We start from the raw sequence: 16,974 nt of genomic DNA, 5'->3' as shown, positions 1-16,974 counted from the left end.
GGGCGAGGTCAGGCGGTGCGGGCGACCTCGATCCAGCGGTCGAGGGTGCGGGCGGCCGCACCGGAGTCGATCGACTCGGCGGCCCGGCCCAGACCGGCGCGGAGCGCCTCGGTCAGGTCGCCGTCCAGCGGACCCTGGGTGGCCAGCGCCGCCGCCGCGTTGACCAGGACGGCGTCGCGCACCGGCCCCGGCTCGCCGGCGAGCAGGCGTCGGGCCACCCGGCGTTGTGGGCCGCGTCGCCGCCGCGCAGTTCGGCGAGGGTGGCCCGGGGTACGCCGAGGTCGACCGCGTCCACCACGGTCTCCCTGACGGCCCCGTTCTGGGCGATCCAGAACCGGGTCGCGGCAGCGGTGGTGAACTCGTCCAGCCCGTCCTCGCCGCGCATCACCAGCACCGAGTCGCCCCGGGCCGCGAAGACGGCCGCCATCACCGGCGCCATCGTCGCGTCGAAGCAGCCGACGGCCCCGGAGCGGGGACGGCCGGGATTGGTCAGCGGGCCGAGGAAGTTGAACGCGGTCGGCACCCCCAACTCCCGGCGGACCGGACCGGCGTGGCGCATGCCGGGGTGGAACCGGGCGGCGAAGCAGAAGCCGATGCCGGCCTCGGCGACGCACCGGGCCACCTGCTCGGGCCCGAGATCAAGTGGAATGCCGAGGAACTCCAGCAGATCGGCGGTGCCGCAGGAGGACGAGGCGGCCCGGTTGCCGTGCTTGACCACGCGTACGCCGGCGCCGGCCACGACCAGCGCCGTCATCGTGGAGATGTTCACCGTGTGGGCGAGGTCGCCACCGGTGCCGACCACGTCGAGGGCCTCGGCGCGTACCTTCTCGGGCAGTTCGACCGGGACGGCCCGGCTCAGCATCGCCTCGACCAGCCCGGTCACCTCGGCCGGGGTCTCGCCCTTGGCCCGCAGCGCGACGGCGAAGCCGGCGATCTGGGCCGGCGCGGCCGATCCGGACATGATCTCGCCCATCGCCCAGGCGGTATCGGCGGTGGACAGTTCCTCGCCACGCAACAGCGCGGTGAGCAGGTGTGGCCAGGTCCGATCGCCCATGGCGGGCCTCCCGAGCAGACGGTTACGGGTGGGACGGGACCGGCGCCGGCTCGCCCGGCGCCGTGGCGGTGCCGGAGTGGGACGTCAGGCGGGTGCGCTCGTGCGCAGCAGCTCGGTCACCGTGGCGGCGGTGGTGACCGGGTCGAGCGGGTGCACCAGGGTGGCGTCGACCTCGGCGAAGGACGCCAGCCATCGGTCGGCGGCGCGGGCGATCACCACGCAGGTCGGTGGGGCGTCGTCGCGGTCGTCCTTGATCTGCCGGGCGATGCCGATGCCGCCGCCGGGGGTGGCCTCACCGTCGAGCAGCATCAGGTCGATCTCGTAGTCGTCGACCAGTCGGACGCACTCGGCGTAGGTGGACGCCTCGACGAACTCGACTCGCAGGTCGGCCGCGGGTCGGGTGCCGACGGCGAGCCGCATCCGGTCCCGCACCTGCGGGTCGTCGCTGTAGAGCAGGACGGTGCACAGACGGTCACTCATGCCGACACTCCGCTTCGCTTCGTGCCGTCCTGAGGCGCCATCGCACCGAGCGTGACCCGCTCGCTGTGCTCGCTCATGGCTCCCAACGGCTCCCACTTCGTAGCTGCGTGGCTGATCGTACCGGCCGGTGTGGTGCGCGTGACACGCCGCCCCGGCCGGTCCGCCGGGCTGGCCTCAGGCGGTGGTTTCCGCCGCCCGTCGGCGGGCCTCCTGGCGGTCCAGCTCGCGGTCGATCCGGCGGGCCTCCCGCTCGGCCTGCCGCATCCACTGCACGACCAGCACCGCGAGCATCGTCACGCTGACGAACTCGCCGCCGGCCCACAGGATGCCGCCGGCTAGCACCTGGTCCTCCCGGGGGTCGGCCCAGCCCAGCCCGAGCGAGGGGTACCAGTCGCCGCCGAAGAGGGTGGTGCTCTGCATGATGGTGAGCCCGAGCACGGTGTGGAACGGCACCGACAGCAGCATCAGCAGTGCCCGCCCGGGGTACGGCCAGCGTCCGGGCAGCGGATCCAGGCCGAGCAGCGGCCAGAAGAAGACGCAGCCGGTCATGATGAAGTGCGCGTGCACCAGCTCGTGCGCCCAGGCGTGTTCGAGCGTGTAGCGGTACAGGTCGGTGAAGTAGAGCGCGAACGGGTTCACCACGAAGATGGCGAACGCCACCAGCGGGAAGGTGTAGATCCGGGCGATCCGACTGTGCACCACCGCGAGCAGCCGCTTGCGTGGGCCGGTCGGCAGGGTACGCAGGGCCAGGGTCACCGGCGCGCCCAGGGCCAGGAAGATCGGCGAGACCATGGACAGCACCATGTGCTGCACCATGTGCACCGACAGCAGCGTGCTGTCGTACGCCTCCAGCCCGCTGACCGTCACCGAGGCGATGCCGCCGAGGCCGGGGCCGAGGAAGAAGATGGTCCGGGCGATCGGCCAGCGGTCCCCGCGCAGCCGCAGCCGGTACACCCCGTAGAGGTAGAGCCCGGCAGCGAGGACCAGGCCGACGGCGAGCCAGCTGTCCAGCCGCGCCTCGGTGAACACGGCGGTGATGGAGAACGGCGGCGGAGTGGCCTGGGCCGCCAGAATCCCGGCGCTCGTCGTCACGTCGCTGGCGGCAGGGCTGGTCGCGGCCGTGAGCAGCGGCGCGGTCGCGGCGGCCACGGAGATCGGATCGACGTGCAGCACACCAATCAGCCTAGGTCAGGCGAACCGGACGGTACCGATCGGGCCACTGCTGGCCCGGGTTTCACCCCCCGCTGATCGCCGGCCGTGGTGAACGGCAATAATGACCGCGTGACTGCGGCCCCAGCCATTGACAAGAGCCGGATCCACTCCCTGACGCGGCCGAACATGGTCAGCGTCGGGACGATCGTCTGGCTCTCCAGCGAACTCATGTTCTTCGCGGCGCTGTTCGCGATGTACTTCTCCATCCGCGCGGCGGCGCCGGAGCAGTGGGCGGAGCACACCGAGGTCCTCAACATCCCGTACGCGACCACCTTCACGGTGATCCTGGTGTTGTCCTCGGTGACCTGCCAGCTCGGCGTGTTCGCCGCCGAGAAGGGTGACGTCCACGCGCTGCGACGCTGGTTCACGATCACCTTCGTGATGGGCCTGATCTTCGTGCTCGGCCAGCTCAACGAGTACCGCGAGCTGGTGCACCACGGCGTCAAGATCAACAGTGACGGCTACGGATCGATGTTCTACCTGACCACCGGCTTCCACGGCCTGCACGTCACCGGTGGTCTGATCGCCTTCGTGATCTTCATGATCCGCACCACCATGGGCCGGTTCACCCCGGCGCAGGCCACCTCGGCGATCGTGGTGTCGTACTACTGGCACTTCGTCGACGTCGTGTGGATCGCGCTCTACGCCATGATCTACTGGCTTCAGTGATCTTGGCGCGCACCAGCCGCCTTGCCGCTGCTCCACCCCCCGCAACACAAGGTCCAACCGGTTAAGGACACAGGTCATGACTTCTCACAACGACCGCCGACGCGGTCTGTTCGCGCGGCTGCGCGGGCGGCCCGGGCGCCCAGCAGGGGCCGCCGCCGGCTGGGTGCTGCGGTCCGGCTGGTCGCCGCGCTGATGCTGGCCGGCGGCGCCTACACCGTGCTCGCCCCCGGCGCCGCCGCCCAGGAGAATCCGCCGCTGAGCAGCGCCGCCGCCGACGGCAAGGCGCTGTTCGACGTGAGCTGTGTGAGCTGCCACGGTCGCAACGCGCAGGGAGTCGAGGGGCGCGGGCCGAGCCTCATCGGCGTCGGCGCCGCCTCGGTGGAGTTCCAGGTGAGCACCGGTCGGATGCCGATGGCGCGGCAGGAGGCCCAGGCGGCGCGCAAGCCCGAGGTCTTCACCCGCGACGAGATCGACCAGCTCGCGGCGTACGTCCAGGAACTCGGCGGTGGGCCGGTCGTGCCGGCCGGTGACAACCTGCACGCCGACGGCAACGTCGCGATCGGCGGCGAGCTCTACCGGATCAACTGCTCGCAGTGCCACGCGTTCAGCGGTGGCGGCGGTGCCCTCTCCTCGGGCAAGTACGCGCCGAGCCTGCGGCCGGCCACCGACCGGCAGATCTACGCCGCGATGCTCAGCGGCCCGCAGAACATGCCGGTCTTCGGTGACAACCAGATCACGCCGGAGCAGAAGGCCGACATCATCGCCTACATCCAGCAGACGCTGAAGGACGACGGTGACCCGGGTGGCCTGTTCAACCTGGGCCGGTACGGACCCTCCACCGAGGGGGTGGCGATCTTCCTCGTCGGTATCGTCGCGCTGGTCTTCGCCAGCCTGTGGATCGCGGGCAAGTCGTGAGCGGGGGGACCATGAGCAGCCAGACCGGGCAGTCGAACCTGCCGAGCCAACGGGTCGACGTGAACGACCCCCGGCTCAGCCGGTTCGACATCGTCCGGGAGGGCGCCCGGCGGGACGACATCGAGATCGTCCACTACGAGCCGCAGGTGGCCCCGGGCACCAAGGCCGAACGGCGGCTGGTCCGCACGGTCGCGGGCTTCTTCCTGCTGACCGGGCTGGCGGCGACGGCGTTCCTGGCCATCTACATCTGGTGGCCCTGGGAGTACGAGCCGGGTCGCGGCGGTGACAAGCTCTACACCCCGCTGCTCGGCGTGACCCTCGGCGTCGCCCTGCTCGGCATCGGCTTCGGCATCCTCACCTGGGGCAAGAAGCTGCTGCCCAAGGAGGTGTCGATCCAGGACCGGCACGAGGGTGCCCCGCCCGCCGAGGACCAGCGGATCACCGGCGAGACCATGGCGTACATGGCCGACGAGCTGGGCGTGAAGCGTCGTCCGTTGCTCGGCGTGTCGCTGCTGGCCGGTCTGCTGCCGGTCGGTGCTGTCGCCGCCGCGCCCCTGGTCGGCGGGCTGATCTCCGACCCGCACAAGGACGACCAGATGTTGACCACCGGGTTCGCCCCCCGGGACGGTCAGAAGATCCGCCTGGTCCGCGAGGACGGCCGACCGATCCGGCCGGCCGACATCAGCGCCGGTGGTCAGATCACCGTCTTCCCGGGTGTGGAGCACGGGGTGAGCAACCGGTACGCCGACTCGCCCACCCTGCTGATCCACCTGCGCGAGGACGACGCCGTGGAATCGCGGCGCGCCAACGAGCGTGCCGGGCACGGCGGCTACATGTGGGGCAACTACGCCGCCTACTCGAAGGTCTGCACGCACGCCGGCTGCCCGGCGAGCCTGTACGAGCAGCAGACCAACCGGCTGCTCTGCCCGTGCCACCAGTCACAGTTCCTGATCACCGACAACGCCAAGCCGATCTTCGGTCCGGCCAGCCGGCGGTTGCCTCAGCTGCCCATCGAGGTGGACGCTGAGGGTTACTTCGTGGCGACGTCCGACTACACCGAGGCTGTCGGGCCCGACTTCTGGGAGCGGCCGTGAAGCGGCGAAAGTTTGACGTGGCAGCGGTGCCGGGCAACACCGCCCGAGCGGTCGACGACCGCTTCCAGGTGGCGACCCCGCTGCGCCGACTGCTCAACAAGGTCTTCCCGGACCACTGGTCCTTCCTGCTCGGCGAGATCGCGCTCTTCTCGTTCATCGTCCTGCTGCTGACCGGGGTCTTCCTGACCTTCTTCTTCGAGCCGGCGATGACGGAGGTCATCTACAACGGCAGCTACGCCCCGCTGCGGGGCACGCCGATGTCGGCCGCGTACGCCTCGACGCTGGACATCTCCTTCGACGTCCGCGGCGGCCTGATCATGCGCCAGATGCACCACTGGGCGGCGCTGCTGTTCATGGCCGCGATCGTGGTGCACATGCTGCGGGTCTTCTTCACCGGCGCGTTCCGCAAGCCGCGGGAGACCAACTGGATCATCGGCTCGCTGCTGTTCTGGGTCGGCTTCCTAGCCGGCTTCACCGGTTACTCGCTGCCGGACGACGGTCTGTCCGGCACCGGCCTGCGGATCGCCTCGGCGATCATGCTGTCCATCCCGGTGATCGGTTCCTGGGTGACCGCGGCGGTCTTCAACGGCGAGTTCCCGGGCACGATCATCATCAGCCGGTTCTTCATCGCCCACGTGCTGCTCATCCCGGGTCTGCTGGTCGCGTTGATCACCGTGCACCTGGGCCTGGTGTTCAAGCAGAAGCACACCCAGTGGCCGGGGCCCGGCCGGACCAACGGCAACGTGGTCGGCGAGCGGATGTTCCCGCGCTACGCGATCAAGCAGGGCGGCTTCTTCATGGTCGTCTTCGGCGTGATCGCGCTGATGGGCGGTCTGTTCCAGATCAACCCGGTGTGGCTGTTCGGCCCGTACGAGGCGTGGGTGGTCTCGGCCGCCAGCCAGCCCGACTGGTACGTGATGTTCCTCGACGGCTCGACCCGGTTGATGCCCGACTGGGAGATCACGATACCCATCGGCGAGGGCTATGTGATCCCGCCGCTGTTCTGGCCGACAGTGGTGCTACCCGGCATCCTGGTGGCGATATCCCTGCTCTACCCCTTCATGGAGGCCCGCCACCTGAAGGACTACCGCAGCCACAACCTGCTCCAGCGTCCCCGCGACGTTCCGTTCCGCACCGGCCTGGGCGTCATGGCCCTCACCTTCTACGTGATCCTGACCCTGTCGGGCGCGAACGACGTCATCGCCGACAAGTTCCAGATCAGCCTGAACGCGATGACCTGGGCCGGCCGGATCGGTCTGCTGCTGTTGCCGCCGCTGGCGTACTACGTCACCTACCGCATCTGTCTCGGGCTGCAGCAGCACGACCGGGAGGTCCTCGCGCACGGCGTGGAGACCGGCATCATCCGGCGCCTGCCGGACGGGCGGTTCGTCGAGGTGCACCAGCCGCTCGGCGCGGGCGACGGGCACGGCGAACTGGACTACGCCGGTTGGGTGGTACCGAAGAAGATGAACCGGCTCGGTGCCCTCGGCCCGGCCATCCGGGGCTTCTTCTACCCGATCGAGCGGCCGGCCGAGGCACCGGTCTCGCCGGGGCATCCCCCGGTCGAGCCACGGCCGGAGCGGGAGGAGATCACCAGCGGGGAGAACCGCCCCTGAGATCCGTCGTAATTTGACGTGGCGCCCGTCGGACCTGCTCCGGCGGGCGCCACGCCCGTTTCGCCGCATCCGGACGTCGTCATCGCTTCCCGCCGTCGCCGGATCGCAGGAATAACCCCGGTCAGCCGGGTATCCGTGCGGTCCAACGTCTCAACGGGGAGGAAGCATGTTGGGTATCAAACGCCTCGGCCTGCTGGCCGCGCTGGTGCTGGTGGGGGTCGCACCCGCGGCGGCGGCGCAGGCGGCGGCACAGCCGTCGGAACAGGACACCCAGTACCTGCAGGCGGTCCACCAGGTCAACCTGTACGAGATCGCCGCCGGTGAACTGGCCCAGCAGAAGGGTCAGAACCAGCAGGTCAAGGAGCTGGGGCAGCAGTTCGTCACGGACCACACCGAACTGGACCAGTCGGTGCAGGACCTGGCCGGACAGCTGAACGTCGACCTGCCGAGCGAACCCACCACGGAACAGCAGGCCGGTCTCGACCAGCTCAACAACGCCAGCGGCGAGGAGTTCGACCGGCTCTGGGTGACCCAGGAACTGGCCGGCCACGTCCAGGCCATCCAGGCGACCCAGACGGAGATCTCACAGGGCACCGAGCCGCAGGTGGTCCAGCTGGCGCAGACCGCGCTGCCGGTCCTGCAGGCGCACTACGACGCCCTGGTGATGCTGGCCGAGGAACTCGGCATCCCGGTCCCGGAGACCAGCCCGAGCGGCACGGCCAGCCCGGGTGGCACCGTCCCGGCTCCGGGTGGCACCACGCCGGCCCCGGGTGAGACCTTCACCGAGGAGCCGGTGCCCGGTGGCACCGTCACCGAGACCCCGGTGCCGCAGCAGAGCTGATTCGGCGGTACGAGCCGAGCCGGTCCACCCCCTGTGGGGTGGGCCGGCTCAGTCGGTGCTGCCCAGGCCGATGGCGAAGGCTTCCTCCAGGTCGTGCCGCGAGTACGCGCGGAAGGCGATGTGCGATTCGGTGTTGAGCACGCCGGGCACCTTCGAGATGCTGCCCGCGATGATCTGGGCGATCTCGTCGAACTCGCGGACCCGGACCATGGCGATCAGGTCGACGTGCCCGGCCACCGAGTAGACCTCGCTCACCCCCGGCAGGTTGGCCAGTGCCTCGGCCACCTCGGGGATCGAGTCGGTGGCGCAGTCGATCAGCACGATCGCGGTGATCACGGGACTCTCCGTTCGTCGGCGTACTCGCCCATGCTAGGCGCTGTGCCAGCAGCGCCGTGCGGGGCTGCGCCGGGCAGGCGCACGAAAAGGGCGGCGGACGCGAACAGCACCGCCGCGCCGATCAGGTAACCCGCTTCGACACCGTGCCGGGTGGCCTGCCAGCCGATCAGCGGTAGCCCCGTCGCCACCACGACCTGCATGAGTAGTGACTGTACAGACAGCACGGTGGCGCGTTCGGTCGCCTCGACGCGGTCGTGGAGCAGCTTCGCCTGTGCCGGAAAGGCCGCGCCGAGACCGAGGAACATCAGGCAGTAAGCGAGCCCGGCGAGCGTCATGGCACCCGGCCCCCGCAGGAGGGCGCAACCGGCGAGTCCGAGCATGGACAGTGCGGACACGACCGCTCCGGTCGCTGCCGCCCGCGCGTGTGATCCGCAGGTACGCACCGTCCAACCCGCGATCATCCCCCCTACGGCGTCGGCGCCGAAACCTGTGGCTGCCACCACCGCGTACGTGGCGGCGGCGGTCGGGCCGCTGGTCAGCTCGGCCAGCCAGGCCGGGGTGAGAAGTTCGATGGCACCCAGCGCGACACCCGCTCCGCCGGCCGCGAGCAACACCCGGGCCAGTACCCGGTCCCGCGCCGAAACCTGCAGCCCAGCGACGACGCCGGCGGGCACGCGACGCACGACGGCCGCCATCCTCAGACGCGGGCGCGGCGGCTCGGGCAGCCGGACCGTCACCAGGGCCCGCAGCGCCTCGACCCCGGCCGCTGTCAGCACCGGCACTGCCAGGGCCGGAAGCGCGCCGGTGTCACCCAGGGCCAGCGGCAGTAGACCGCCAGCGAGCGTGCCGACCGCCAGTGCCAGCGACCCGGCGACCTCACCGCGAGCCAGTCCGGTGGTCAGGTCGACATCGCGGTCGGCCTGCGCGTGCACGGTGTCGACGTACCACGCTTCCAGCGGCCCGGTCGACAGCGCGCGGGCGACGCCGCGCAGCACCGCGGAGGCCAGAAACAGTGCGACCGTGTCGGCCAGGCCCAGCAACAGCAGGCCGCCGGCGCCGGCCACCGCCGAGGCGACGAGAACGGGGCGGCGGCCGATCGCGTCCGTCAGCCCTCCGGTGGGCAGTTCGAGCAGCGCGACCGTGAGACCGTACACCGCGGTGACGAGCGCGATCGTGGGTACCGACAAGCCACGGTCGAGCATCAGCAGTACGAGGGGCACCAGATAGAGCCCGGTCGGCAGCCACAGGAGAAAGTTCAGCGATGCGTACCGACGCCGGGCAGCGTCGATGCTCATCGGCGTTCGGTGCGCGGAAAACCGGCCACCACGATGGACACGGTGACCGCGGTCGGATCGGCTTCGTCCCGTGCTCTCAGCTCGTCGAGGTGGGCATAGAAGCGGTCCCACAACTCGGCCACCGAGGAGCGGCTGAGCCGAGTCACGACATCGCCGATACCTGCCGCCTCCACCCACTCCGGATCCAGGTCGTCCAGGTGCGCCTCGAAGTGCTCGACATCGCCGACGAGCACCTCGACCTGTCGACGCCGCATCATCGCCGCAGCCTGCCGACCGGCATCACTCGCGGAGAGCTCGGTGTTGCTCCAACCGGTCGTGAGGTGTACGGCGGCCCAGCGCCGTTCTCGGGGATGTCGACGCCCGAGCGCGGACTCCGTGACGAACCCGTGCCGGGCCAGTACGCGTAGGTGGTAGCTGGTCGATCCGGACTCGGTGTCGAGCAGGCGGGCGAGCTCGGTGGCCGTGGCCGGGCCGTGCTCCCGCAGAGCCGCCAGCAGCCGCACCCGGAGAGGGTGCGCCACCGCTTTGAGGTCCGCGGGATCGGATACCCGTCGTTCCTGGCGAGGATCGGTCATGCCGGGCAACATAGCTTCGCAGAAAAGCTTATGCAAAGACTTTTCTGTAAACCGGGCACGTTGGGTCCGGCCTTGGTGCGTCGACGAGTCAGGCCGCCGGGACGGTCAGGTCGGCACCGGCCCGGATCACGTCGCGCAGGTGCTCCTCGGCGCCGACGACGGCGTCCGGCCAGATCACGCTGCGGCTGACCGTGCCCCGGACGGTGGCACCCGCGCCCACCACGCAACGGTGACAGGTGCCGGTGACCGTGGCGGCCGCGTCGATCAGGCAGCCGTCGCCGGCGGCGTGCAGGTTCGCGGCGAGGTAGTCGGCCGGGGTGCCGGTGTCGATGAAGGTGCCCCGGTAGCCGACCACGGTCAGCCGACCGGCGGCCTCGGCCGGACGCCACACCGCGCGTACCAGGTCGCCGAAGGTGGCGGGCAGGTCGCGGACCAGCCGCCACGGCAACAGGGAGAACCCGGTGAAGACGTGCCCGTCGAAGGTGCCCGGCGCGGTCGGGTCGGCGGCCGGCTGCCCGAGCAGGCGCACCGATTCGCCGTCCCAGCCGGCCAGCAGCGCGGCGATGTCGGGGCCGGGCGGTGCCGCCGGGTCGGCCAGGTAGGCGTCGGCGTTGCCGACCAGCACGCCCGGCCGTCGATCCAGTCCCGCAGCCGCCCCACGCCGCCGGCGGTGCCGAGCGGGCTGCCCGGCTCCACCGACAGGTGCGCCCGCGCACCTGTCCGCCGCACCACCTGGTCACCCAGGTAGCAGGCGTTCACCGCGACCGAGGCCGGGCCGGTCAGGCCGAGCCCGGCGAGCCGAGCCAGCGCCCGGTCCAGCAGGGACACGTTGCCCACCGGGCAGACGCCTTCGGTACCCGCTCGGTCAGCGGGCGCAGCCGGGTGCCCTCGCCGGCGGCGAGCACCACCGCGCAGATGCCGTCGGAGGACGCGGTGGGCCGACCGCCGCTCGCCGCACCCTCGGGCCGGGTCACGGCGTCGTGTCGGGCAGCGGCGGCGGGAACTGCCCGGCCAGCGGACCGATGTCGTAGTAGGCCAGCAGGCGGGCGGTCGGCCAGGTCAGCTTCGGCAGGTCGTCCAGCGGGTGCCAGGCGGCTTCGAAGACCTCGGCACCGTCGACGGTCAGCTCGGTGCGCGAGGCCGGCACCTCGGCGGTGAACACCACGTCCACCCATCCCTTGGCGTGCACGATGGCGTTGGGTGCCGCCGGGGTGAGTCGGGTGGGGGAGAGCCGGACCCCGGTCTCCTCGTACAACTCCCGGGCGGCACCGACGGCCGGGTTCTCGCCGCGTTGCAGCAACCCCGCCGGCAGGGTCCATCCCCGGCCCGGCGGCTGCCGCAGCAGCAGCAACCGACCCGCGCCCGAGGCCTCACTGTCGCGGAGCAGGGTGACGGCACCGACGATGTACTTCGGCACGGCCATCCGGACCAGCCGACGTCGGACCGGCAGCGGCAGCCGGTAGAAGACCTGGTACGCGACGGCGCGTCCGGTGCGGCGGGTACGGGGGATCATGACTCCAGGCTAGTGGCCGTGCGGCCCGCTCGCGCCACGAGGACCACGCCGAGTACCGGGTGGGGCCGGGTCGGTCACTGACGGTGGTCGACGAGGTCGATGAGTTGGCGCACCACGGCGTCCGGCTCGATGACCCGGTCGAAGACCGCGACCAGCAGCGTTTCCAGATCCGGGTAGCCGAGTTCCTCCGACAGGCGCAGCAGCGGCAGATCGCTGGCCAGCCCCCGGTTGTACCGGCGCAGGGCCAGCCCGATGGTGGCCCGGCCCAGGCGTACCTTGTCGCTGATCGAGATCCCCGGCTCGCTGTGCTCGGCGAACCACCTGTTGATCTGCATCTGGGCGTGTGGTGACTTGACGAACCCCAGCCACTCACGACGCGGCCCACGCGGGGCCACCTCGGCGTCGAGGCTGCTCTCCTCGTCGGTCTCGGTGAAGATCTCCACCACGTCACCCTCCTCGAGCTCGGAGGAGAGCGGCACCAGCCGACCGTTGACCCGGGCCGCCAGACACCGGTCACCCCGGTCGGTACCGAGCTCGTAGGCCAGGTCGACCGGGGTGGCACCGGCCGGCAGCACGATCTGCCGCCCCTCGGCGACCACCTGGATCTGCGCCTCGGACAGGTCGCAGCGCAGCGAGTGCAGGAACTGGGCCGGGTCGGCGGCATCCTGCTCCCAGTCCAGCACCCGGCGCAGCCAGTCGAGCTGCCCCGAGCGGGCCGTGGCCCCGCCGGAGCGGGGGAAGCGGAAGTCGGCGGCCACCCCGTACTCGGCCGCGCGGTGCATCTCCGTCGTGCGGATCAGCACCTCGACGGTGCGGTTCTTCGGCCCGCAGACGCTCGTGTGCAGGGACCGGTAGAGGTTGTTCTTCGGTGAGGCGATGAAGTCCTTGAACCGGCCCGGCACCGGCCGCCAGAGGCCGTGCACGGCACCGAGCGCCGCGTAACAGTCGGTCGGCGGACCGTCGACCACGATGGTGATCCGGGGCAGGTCGAACGGAGCGGTGTGGCCGCCGGCCACGGTGTCCTTCCAGATCGAGTAGAGGTGCCGGGGTCGCGGGGCGACCTCGGCGTCGACCCGGCTGCGCCGTAGCGCCACCCTGGCCTGGGCGACCACCTCGGTGAGGTAGCTGTCCCAGCCGGGCCGGTCGTGCACGTGCCGCGCGATGCGGGCGTGCTCGTCCGGCTCGAGGTGCAGCAGCACCACGTCGTCCAGCTCCCGTTTGAGGGTCTGGATACCCAGCCGGTCGCAGAGCGGTACCAGCACCTCCTGGGTCTTGCGGGCGATCCGTTCGCGGGAGGCGGCCGAGCGTACGCCCAGGGTGCGCATGTTGTGCAGCCGGTCGGCGAGCTTGATGATGAGCACCCGGACGTCCTTGCCGGCCGCGATGATCATCTTGCGGATGGTCTCCGCCTCGGCGGCCTGCCCGTAGAACGCCTTGTCGAACTTGGTCACCCCGTCGACCAGGTGGGCGACCTCGTGGTCGAAGTCCTCCGCGAGGGCCTGCAACGTGTAGCGGGTGTCCTCCACCGTGTCGTGCAGCAGCGCCGCGACCAGAGTGGTGGTGTCCATGCCGAGTTCCGCGCAGATCTGGGCGACCGCCAGCGGGTGGGTGATGAACGGCTCCCCGCTCTTGCGGAACTGGCCGCGGTGCATGTTGTCCGCGATGGTGTACGCGCGGCGCAGCACCGCCGGGTCGGCGCCGGCGTGGATGGCGCGGTGGGTGCGTACCAGTTGGCCGACCGGTTCGGTCTCGGTGGTCGGCCAGGTCAGCAGCGATCGGAGTCGTCTGGTCAGGGGCAGCTCGCCGGGCTGTGTCGGGAGCGCACCGCCCAGGGCGCCGCCGTGGCCGGCGTTGACGTCCACCTGGGACACCCCCTCACGCCTGCTGCACCACCACCGGATTCCGGCAAGCGGGAGCAGACCCTCGAAACGGGCAGGACTGCACTTCCTTAACAGAGTAAGTGAGTCGACGTAGTCCGATCGGACAGTTGCTCATGAGCGTTCGGACCAGAGTTGCCGGGACGCCGCGCTCTCCGCCTTGGTCAACAGGTCGCGGAACCGTGCCGCGCCGGCCACCGGCGAGGACCAACCGGCGGACATCTCGACCAGTCGGGTCTCCGGTCGCTCCAACCAGGACAGGATCCGCTCCGACTCCTCCGGGCTGGCCGCCGGGACCGGACCGTGCCCGGGCGGCACCGTCTCGGCGGTGGCCCGGATGGCGGTCAACGTCGGTCGAGGATGGACCCCGGGCGGCGACACCCCGGCGCCGGCGAGCCGGCCGTGACGTACCAGCGCCAGCTCCCAGCCGCCGCCGGCCGCCGGGTGCGCGGCGGCCACCTCGGCGAGCCCACTCAGCGCGGCGAGCCGCTGCATGCGTACGGCGGCCCGCAGCACCGCCGCGAGACGGGAGCGCAGCGCGGCCGCCTCCTCGTAGCGCTGGCCGGCCGAGAGCGCCTCGATCCGCGCGAGCAGGGCGTCCACCACCGGCTGTGGATCGCCCGTGGTGGCGGTGGCGAACGGCGTGACCGCCCGGGCGTCGTACTCCTCGGGTGAGATCCGGTGCTCGCAGGGTGCCGGGCAGCGGCCCAGCTCGGCCAGCGCGCAGGCCGGCGTCACGGTACGCAGCGACAACCGGTGGGTGCACTGCCGCAGCGGCACCGCGTCGTGGAAGCCGGCGGCGGCCAGCTCGGCGGCCCGCCGTGAGGTGAACGGGCCGAGGTAGGCGCGGTCACCCGGGGAAATCTCCCGGACCACCGACAACCTGGGGTACGGCCCGTCGGTCAGCTTCAGCCAGACCACCCGCTCCGGGTACTTCGACCGTCGGTTGTACGGCGGCGCGTGCGCCGCGATCAGCCGCAGCTCACGCACCTCGGCCTCCAGCGAGTGCGCACACTCCACCGCCTCCACCCGCTCGGCGGCGGCCAGCATCTCCGAGATCCGGGCGCGTTTCTCCGCGGCGGTGAAGTAGCTGCGTACCCGGGTGGCGATGTCCCGGGAGGTGCCGATGTAGAGCGGTCGCTCGTCGGCGGCCCGGAAGATGTAGACCCCGGGGGAGCGGGGCAGACCGTCGGCCAGGTGCCGCTTGCGACGCTGCGTCGGGGTGACCGCGCGGGCGAACTCGATGGCGTCGCCGATGGTGTCGACCCGGTGCCCGCCGAGGCGGCCGATGAGCCCGTGCAGCACGTCGACGGTCGCCCGGGCGTCGTCCAGGGCCCGGTGGGTCGGCTGCGTGGCCGCCCGGAAGTACGCGGCGAGGGTGCCGAGCTTGCGGTTGGGCACCTCGTCGCGCAGCAGCACCCGTCGGGCCAGCGCCGCGGTGTCCAGCACCCGCGGGTTCGGCCAGCGGTAGCCGTGCTTCGCGCAGGCCGCCTTGAGGAAGCCGACGTCGTACGGCGCGTTGTGGGCGACCAGTACGGCGTCCGAGACGAACTCCAGGAAACTCGGCAGCACCTGCTCGATCGGCGGCGCCGGCAGCAGCATCGCCTGGGTGATGCCGGTCAGCACGGTGATGAAGGGTGGGATCGGCACCCCGGGGTTGACCAGGGTGGCCAGCACCCCCAGCTCCTCGCCGCCGCGCACCTTGACCGCGCCGATCTCGGTGATGCCGCCGCCGTCGGGTGCGCCGCCGGTGGTCTCGAGGTCGACCACCACGAACGTCGTCGCGTACAGCGGCAGCGCCGGGTCGACACCGCCGACGGTCGGATCGAGGCCGGCGAGCGGCGGTTGCCGGAACTCCTGTGCTGCCATCCGCGGCACCGTAACGGTCCGGTCCGACACTCCCGCCCCACCAGCCCCAGACGTCACCACCGGTCTAGGATGAGAGATCGGCTCACTCACCGGGCGGTGGGCCCGGTCGCGGTGGGAGACTTGCCACATGCCCCTCACCGAGCCGCACGACGACAACCTCCCGCAGGAGGAGCAGGTCGTCGCGGTGCCCGCGGCCGGTGACGGTGCCACCGACGAGCCGACGCCGGACCCCGGGCCGGTGGACCCGGGGCAGCCGGAGCCGGAGCCGATCCTGCCCGAGCCGGTGCGACAGCGGATCGTCTCGCTCACCGCCGCCGTGCTGCCCGGTCTGCCCGCCGACGAGGTGCCCGTGCCGCTGCGTCGGGTCGCCAAGTTCGCTCCGAATCGACGCGCCCGGCTCGGCGCGCCGGCGATCGCCGCCCAACTCACCGCCGATCCGCTGTTCCGGCAGCGGGTCACCGCACGGGTGCTGGCTGACGCCGGTGACCTGGGCACCGCCGTGGTGGAGGGCACCGCGCCCGCCGCCGCCGATCCGGTCGAGGTGGCGGCCCTGGCCTACCTGGCCCGTCCGCGCGGCTGGCGGGAGTTGATCGACGCCAGCGGGGCGGCGGTCCGCGCCGAGGCGGACACGGCGGTGGTGGCCGAACTGGTCCGGCAGGCCGAACAGCGGGCCACCGGGCCGAGCACGACCGGGCGGTCGCCCGGGTGGAGGCCGACAAGCTGCGTGACGAACTGGCCCGGGTCCGCGAGGAACTGGGCCAACTGCGCGAGGAGGCCCGGCAACTGGCTCGTACGCTGCGGGAGAGCCAGGCCCGGGAGCGTCGGGCCAACGAGCTGCTGGCCACCGAGCGGGGCCGGGCCACCCGGGCCGCCGCCGACGCGGACGCCGAACTGCGCCGGGTCCGGGCCCGGCTGGCCGAGGCGGAGGCCGCGGCCGGCGCGGCGCGGAGCAGCGCCAAGGAGGCCCGCTCGGTCGACGACGCGCGACTGTGGCTGCTGCTGGAGACGATCGGTCAGGCCGCCGTCGGGCTGCGCCGGGAGCTGGCCCTGGATCCGGTCGACAAGCTGCCCGCCGACTTCGTGGCCGACTCCTTCACCGATTCGCCCACCGCCACCGGGGCCGCGGCCCGGGCCCAGGACACCGACGACCCGGCCCGGCTGGACCAGCTCCTGGCGCTGCCCCGGGCGCACCTGGTGGTAGACGGCTACAACGTGACCAAACGCGGCTTCGGGGAGATGTCGCTCGAACAGCAGCGCAAGCGGCTGGTGAGCGGCCTCGGCGGGATCGCCGCGCAGACCGGTGACGAGGTCACCGTGGTCTTCGACGGCGCCGAACGGGTGCACGGCCTGCCACCGACCCCGCGTGGGGTGCGGGTGCTGTTCTCCCGCAAGGGTGAGACCGCCGACGAGCTGATCCGCCGACTGGTGCGGGCCGAACCACCGGGCCGTCCCGTGGTGGTGGTGTCCTCCGACCGCGAGGTGGCCGACGGGGTACGCCGGCACGGCGCGTACCCGCTGGGGGCGGATTCGCTGGTGCGTCGGCTGTCGCGGTCCTGAGCCCGGCTGCGGTGGTTCTGAGCCGGCCGTGCGGTGGGTCGACGGGCGTGGGGCGGATCCACCCCGGGACA

Annotated in this window: 12 protein-coding genes and 4 pseudogenes; 6 read left to right on the top strand and 10 right to left on the bottom strand. The window is 71.7% G+C overall.

Going from position 1 to position 16,974, the window contains the following annotated elements; all coding sequences use genetic code 11:
• Positions 1-8: 8 nt before the first annotated feature.
• The 3 genes and pseudogenes from trpD to ENC19_RS23480 all read right to left on the bottom strand — a co-directional run bounded on the left by trpD (position 9) and on the right by ENC19_RS23480 (position 2,707).
• Positions 9-1,054, bottom strand: a pseudogene (gene trpD / locus ENC19_RS23490) (anthranilate phosphoribosyltransferase).
• Between the two features lie 84 nt (positions 1,055-1,138).
• On the bottom strand, positions 1,139-1,534 hold the full coding sequence (locus ENC19_RS23485; RefSeq protein WP_164449246.1) for a response regulator: 396 nt from the start codon (positions 1,532-1,534) through the stop codon (positions 1,139-1,141).
• A 174-nt stretch (positions 1,535-1,708) separates the two neighbouring features.
• Positions 1,709-2,707: a cytochrome c oxidase assembly protein gene (locus ENC19_RS23480; RefSeq protein ID WP_164449245.1), complete on the bottom strand. Its 999-nt coding sequence runs from the start codon at positions 2,705-2,707 to the stop codon at positions 1,709-1,711.
• 108 nt (positions 2,708-2,815) lie between these two features.
• Between ENC19_RS23480 and ctaE the strand changes: the two genes are divergently transcribed.
• The 5 genes and pseudogenes from ctaE to ENC19_RS23455 all read left to right on the top strand — a co-directional run bounded on the left by ctaE (position 2,816) and on the right by ENC19_RS23455 (position 7,881).
• A complete protein-coding gene (gene ctaE, locus ENC19_RS23475; RefSeq protein WP_164449244.1) occupies positions 2,816-3,415 on the top strand; it encodes an aa3-type cytochrome oxidase subunit III in 600 nt (199 codons plus the stop codon).
• Positions 3,416-3,491: 76 nt separating this feature from the next.
• Positions 3,492-4,330: pseudogene (gene qcrC / locus ENC19_RS23470) on the top strand (cytochrome bc1 complex diheme cytochrome c subunit).
• Positions 4,331-4,341: 11 nt separating this feature from the next.
• Entirely contained in the window at positions 4,342-5,424 is a 1,083-nt protein-coding gene (qcrA, locus tag ENC19_RS23465) for a cytochrome bc1 complex Rieske iron-sulfur subunit (protein WP_164449242.1), read from the top strand.
• On the top strand, positions 5,421-7,040 hold the full coding sequence (gene qcrB, locus ENC19_RS23460; RefSeq protein ID WP_164449241.1) for a cytochrome bc1 complex cytochrome b subunit: 1,620 nt from the start codon (positions 5,421-5,423) through the stop codon (positions 7,038-7,040). Before qcrA ends, qcrB begins: the two co-directional genes overlap by 4 nt.
• A gap of 166 nt (positions 7,041-7,206) precedes the next feature.
• Positions 7,207-7,881 carry a DUF4142 domain-containing protein gene (locus ENC19_RS23455; RefSeq protein ID WP_164449240.1) on the top strand — a complete coding sequence of 225 codons (675 nt, stop codon included), beginning with the start codon at positions 7,207-7,209 and terminating at the stop codon, positions 7,879-7,881.
• A 48-nt stretch (positions 7,882-7,929) separates the two neighbouring features.
• Here ENC19_RS23455 and ENC19_RS23450 read toward each other — a convergent pair whose 3' ends face one another.
• The 7 genes and pseudogenes from ENC19_RS23450 to ENC19_RS23420 all read right to left on the bottom strand — a co-directional run bounded on the left by ENC19_RS23450 (position 7,930) and on the right by ENC19_RS23420 (position 15,346).
• Positions 7,930-8,217: an Lrp/AsnC family transcriptional regulator gene (locus ENC19_RS23450; RefSeq protein ID WP_164449239.1), complete on the bottom strand. Its 288-nt coding sequence runs from the start codon at positions 8,215-8,217 to the stop codon at positions 7,930-7,932.
• The gene (locus tag ENC19_RS23445; RefSeq protein WP_164449238.1) at positions 8,214-9,512 is read right to left on the bottom strand and encodes an MFS transporter; all 1,299 of its coding nucleotides are present in this window, start codon (positions 9,510-9,512) and stop codon (positions 8,214-8,216) included. The genes ENC19_RS23450 and ENC19_RS23445 overlap by 4 nt, the downstream gene beginning before the upstream one ends.
• Complete coding sequence (locus ENC19_RS23440) at positions 9,509-10,087, bottom strand: ArsR/SmtB family transcription factor (protein WP_164449237.1); 579 nt, start codon at positions 10,085-10,087, stop codon at positions 9,509-9,511. The genes ENC19_RS23445 and ENC19_RS23440 overlap by 4 nt, the downstream gene beginning before the upstream one ends.
• 88 nt (positions 10,088-10,175) lie before the next feature.
• Positions 10,176-11,004, bottom strand: a pseudogene (locus ENC19_RS23435) (nucleotidyltransferase family protein).
• 53 nt (positions 11,005-11,057) lie between these two features.
• Entirely contained in the window at positions 11,058-11,600 is a 543-nt protein-coding gene (locus ENC19_RS23430) for an NUDIX hydrolase (RefSeq protein WP_164449236.1), read from the bottom strand.
• Between the two features lie 74 nt (positions 11,601-11,674).
• A complete protein-coding gene (locus tag ENC19_RS23425) occupies positions 11,675-13,462 on the bottom strand; it encodes a RelA/SpoT family protein (RefSeq protein WP_164449235.1) in 1,788 nt (595 codons plus the stop codon).
• A gap of 129 nt (positions 13,463-13,591) precedes the next feature.
• Positions 13,592-15,346 (bottom strand): DEDD exonuclease domain-containing protein, encoded by a 1,755-nt coding sequence (locus ENC19_RS23420; RefSeq protein ID WP_164449234.1) that lies wholly within the window; start codon positions 15,344-15,346, stop codon positions 13,592-13,594.
• A 127-nt stretch (positions 15,347-15,473) separates the two neighbouring features.
• On the opposite strand from ENC19_RS23420, the pseudogene ENC19_RS23415 reads away from it, so the two are divergent.
• Positions 15,474-16,903 (top strand): annotated as a pseudogene (locus ENC19_RS23415) (NYN domain-containing protein).
• Positions 16,904-16,974: the final 71 nt, after the last annotated feature.

Origin of the sequence: Verrucosispora sioxanthis (assembly GCF_010560025.1) — a bacterium.
GTDB classification, from domain to species: domain Bacteria; phylum Actinomycetota; class Actinomycetes; order Mycobacteriales; family Micromonosporaceae; genus Micromonospora; species Micromonospora palythoicola.
Note: the sequence above shows the minus strand (reverse complement) of the source record. Positions and strands in the feature narration are given on the sequence as shown.